This window comes from Bartonella sp. AP40SXNS, assembly GCF_042195825.1.
Taxonomy (GTDB): domain Bacteria; phylum Pseudomonadota; class Alphaproteobacteria; order Rhizobiales; family Rhizobiaceae; genus Bartonella.
The window spans coordinates 1-4475 of the sequence record NZ_JBHIPB010000033.1 but is presented as its reverse complement, the minus strand read 5'-3'; the positions used below and the strand labels follow the sequence as shown (position 1 = coordinate 4475).

Here is a 4475-nt window from a genome sequence, read left to right as displayed (position 1 = left end):
GTAGCGGATGCACTTGCAGGAGTTGGAAGTTCTATCACGAATGTTCAGAATAAATTGACTGAACAGGTTAATAATGTGATTACCAAAGTGGAAAGCGAGAGTTTTGTTCAGCAAGATAAGACAACGAGTCGTCTCACTATTGGTGCAAAAGTAGGTGGCACAGAAATCAATATTGCAAATGAAAGCGGTACGGATCGGATAATTTCTGGTGTTGGGGAAGCAAAGAAAAATAATGACGCTGTTAACAAAGGTCAATTAGATAAAGGTTTGAAGGATCTTTCTACCAGCCTTCAGTCAGATGACTCGGCTGTTGTTCATTACGATAAAAAAGAGGGTGAGAATGGCGACATTGATTACACAAGTGTGACTTTAGGCAAAGGTAAGGATAAGGCAGTTGTTGGTCTTCATAATGTTGCCGATGGTCAGATTGCCAAGGGTTCACATGATGCAATCACGGGTGGTCAGATTAATAAAATCGGTGAGGATGTAGCTAAGTTTTTAGGTGGAGAAGCATCCTTTAAAGATGGAGCTCTTACACAGCCAACGTATAAATTATCTTACATTGCTAAAGATGGAGTTGTAACAGAGAGTGACTTTCAAGGTGTTGGAACCGCTTTTGCAGGTCTTGATACAAATATCAAGAATGTGAATGCACGGATTAAAGAGGTTTCTGAAGGAGTAGCACAGGATTCTTTGTTATGGAGCAAGGAAGCCGATGCCTTTGTAGCGCGTCATGAAAAGAGTAAAGAAGAAAAAGGCAAAGCTGTCAGGACACAAGAAAACAGTAGAATTACGTTTCTTGCAAATGGTGAGATTAGCGCTACATCAACGGATGCTGTAACGGGTGGACAGCTTTATTCGCTGAACGAACAACTTGCAACCTATTTTGGTGGTAGTGCTGGCTATGATGAGCAAGGACAATGGAAAGCTCCAAGTTTTAAGGTTAAGACAGTTAAGGATGATGGTAAATCTGAAGAGAAAACTTATAGCAATGTGGCGGATGCTTTGGCTGGAGTTGGTAATTCTGTTACGAATGTAAAAAATGAGATCAGCAAAGAGATTACGAATGTAGTGAGTGAAAGCCTTGTCAAGCAGGATAGGATGGGTCTTATTACTATTGGTGCGGAAAGAGGCGGCAATAAAATCAATATTTTAAATCGGGATGGTGATGCTCGAATTCTTTCTGGTGTTAAGGCAGCGCAAAATGGGGACGAGGCAGTCAATAAAGCGCAGCTTGATGCAAGTCTGAAGGATCTTTCCAGCAGCCTTCAGTCAGAAGATTCAGCAGTGGTTCTCTACGATAAAAAAGAAGACGGAATAGTTGACTATAGCAGTGTGACTTTAGGCAAAGGTAAGGATGCAGAACCGGTTGCGCTTCATAATGTAAAAGATGGTGTCATTGGTGAGAGCTCACATGATGCGATTAATGGTAGTCAGATCAATACAATTTCTCAGGATTTAGCTAAGTTTCTTGGTGGTGATGCAAAATTTGTTGGCGGTATGTTTACAGGACCAACCTACAAGTTATCCAAGGTTGATGCAGATGGTAATATAACAGACGGCTCTTTTAAAGATGTTGGTAGTGCATTTACTGGTCTTGATGCAAATATCAAGAATGTGAATGCGCGGATTAAAGAAGTTTCTGAAGGGGTAGCGCAGGATTCTTTGAATTGGAGTAATAAAGCCAATGCCTTTGTAGCACGTCATGAAAAGAGCAAAGAAGAAAAAGGCAGAGCTGTAAGGAGACAGGAAAACAGTAGAATTACGTTTCTTGCAAATGGTGACATTACCTCGAACTCAACAGATGCCATTAATGGTGGACAACTCTATTCGATGAGTAACACTCTCGCGACATATTTAGATAGTGGTGCTGGCTATGATGAGAGTGGACAATGGAAAGCTCCCAATTTTGTTATCAAGAAAGTTGATGCAGCAGGCAAAGAAAGTGAGAAAAGCTATAAGAGTGTAGCGGAAGCCCTTTCTGATATTAGTACTTCTGTCACGAATGTTCATAATGATGTGACTAATGTTGTCAGTGATAGCCTCGTCAAGCAGGATGATGGAGATGCTGGTCGTATTACTATTGGCGCCAAAACAGAAGGTACAGAAATCAACATTGCCAATAAAAGTGGTGTGGATCGGACTCTTTCTGGTGTGAAGAAAGCTGTGAATGATAATGAAGCGGTTAACAAAAGTCAGCTTGATGAAAGTTTAGAGAAGCTTTCTAATAGTTTTCAATCTGATGACTCAGCTGTTGTTCATTACGATAAAAAAGATGGTGATAATGGCGGCATTGATTACACGAGTGTGACTCTAGGTAAAGGTAAGGATAAGGCAGCTGTAGGACTCCATAATGTTGCCGATGGTCAGATTGCCAAGGGTTCACATGATGCAATCTCGGGTGGTCAGATTAATAAAATCGGTGAGGATGTAGCTAAGTTTTTAGGTGGTGATGCTGCATTTAAAGAGGGTGTTTTTACCGCTCCGACTTATAAAATCTCTAATGTTTCTGACGATGGTACAGTAACGACTAATTCACATAACGATGTTGGTAGCGCCTTTGCGGGTCTTGATACGAGTGTCAAGAATGTGAACACTCATCTGTCTAATGAGGTCAAAAAGTTTGATGAAAAACTGAGTAATATTACGCAAGCAGTTCAAGGCGATGCATTGTTATGGGGTAAGACTAAAGGTGCGTTTGTAGCGACGCATGGGGACAATAAAGAGAACAGCAAGCTTACATCACTTGCAGATGGCTCTATAGTATCAGGCTCGAGTGATGCGATTACGGGTGGACAGATTTATGATCTGCAAAAACAGTTTGCGACCTATTTTGGTGGAGGAGCAGGTTACGATAAAGATGGACAATGGAAAGCTCCAAGTTTTGTGATCAAGAAAGTTGATGCAGAAGGTAAAGAAAGTGAGGAAAGCTATAAGAGTGTAGCGGAAGCATTTGCTGGAGTTGCGAGTTCTATCACGAATGTTCATAATGATGTGACCAATGTAGTTAGTGATAGCCTTGCGAAGCAGGATGAAAAGACAAAAGTTATCACTATTGGTAAAGAAGTAGAAGGCAGTGAAGTCAACATAGCCAACAAGACTGGTACGGATCGGACACTTTCAGGTGTTGGTGAAGCAACAAAGGATAATGAAGCTGTTAACAAAGGTCAGCTTGATAAAAGATTAGAGAAGCTTTCTAACAGTCTTCAGTCTGATGATTCAGCTGTTGTTCACTACGATAAAAAAGAGGGTGAGAATGGCGGCATTGATTACACGAGTGTGACTTTAGGTAAAGGTAAGGGTGCAGGACCAGTTGCACTTCATAATGTCAAAGATGGTGTCATTGGTGAGAGTTCACATGATGCGATTAATGGTAGTCAGATCAACACGATTTCTCAGAATGTAGCTAAATTCCTTGGTGGCGATGCAAAATTTGTTGAGGGTACGTTTACAGGACCAACCTACAAGTTATCCAAGGTTGATACAGCTGGTAATATAACAAATGGCTCTTTTAATGATGTTGGGAGTGCTTTTGCCGGTCTTGATGAGAATATCAAGAATGTGAATGCACGGATTAAAGAAGTTTCTGAAGGAGTAGCGCAAGATTCTTTGTTATGGAATGATGAAGCCAATGCCTTTGTAGCACGTCATGAGAAGAAGCAAGAAGAACAAGGCAGAGCTTTAAGGACACAAGAAAACAGTAGAATTACGTTTCTAGCAAATGGTGAGATTAGCGCTAAATCAACAGATGCTGTTACGGGTAATCAGCTTTTTGAAACGAATGATAAGGTTGTTACTTATTTAGGAGGCAATGCAGCTTTTAATAATGGTGCGTTTACAGGGCCGACCTATAGTTTATCGGAAATTGATAAAGATGGTAAGATAACAGCCAAACCTTTTACCAATGTTGGTTCAGCTTTTGAAGGACTTGATACAAATATCAAGAATGTCAATCAGAGGATTAAGGAAGTTTCTGAAGGAGTCGCACAGGATTCTTTGAATTGGAATAATGAAGCCAATGCATTTGTGGCTAAGCATGGAACGGAAGGAAACAATAGCAAATTGAAGTTTCTTTTAGATGGAGAAATTTCTAAAGGTTCAACAGAAGCGATCACTGGCAACCAACTTTATTCAATGAATCAAGCAGTTGCGACGTATTTGGGTGGAGGTGCTGGCTATGAAAATGGAAAATGGGTTGCACCCACATTCAAGCTTGAAACTGTCAATTCTGATGGTAGTGCTGGTGAGGAAAAGGTTTACAATAGTGTAGCGGAAGCACTTGCAGGTGTTGCAAGTTCTATTACGAATGTTCACAATGATGTGACCAATGTAGTCAGTGATAGCCTTGCCAAGCAGGATGATAATACGAAGGTTATCACTATTGGTAAAGAAGTAGAAGGTACAGAACTCAATATTGCCAACAGTAAGAAAGAAGACCGGACCCTTTCAGGTGTTAAGGCAGGAGTACTTTCAGC

The 4475-nt window shown here is 40.8% G+C and carries 1 pseudogene; it reads left to right on the top strand.

The features are described 5' to 3' along the window. Nucleotides 1-4475 (top strand): annotated as a pseudogene (locus ACFILZ_RS09235) (hypothetical protein); the annotation flags it as partial.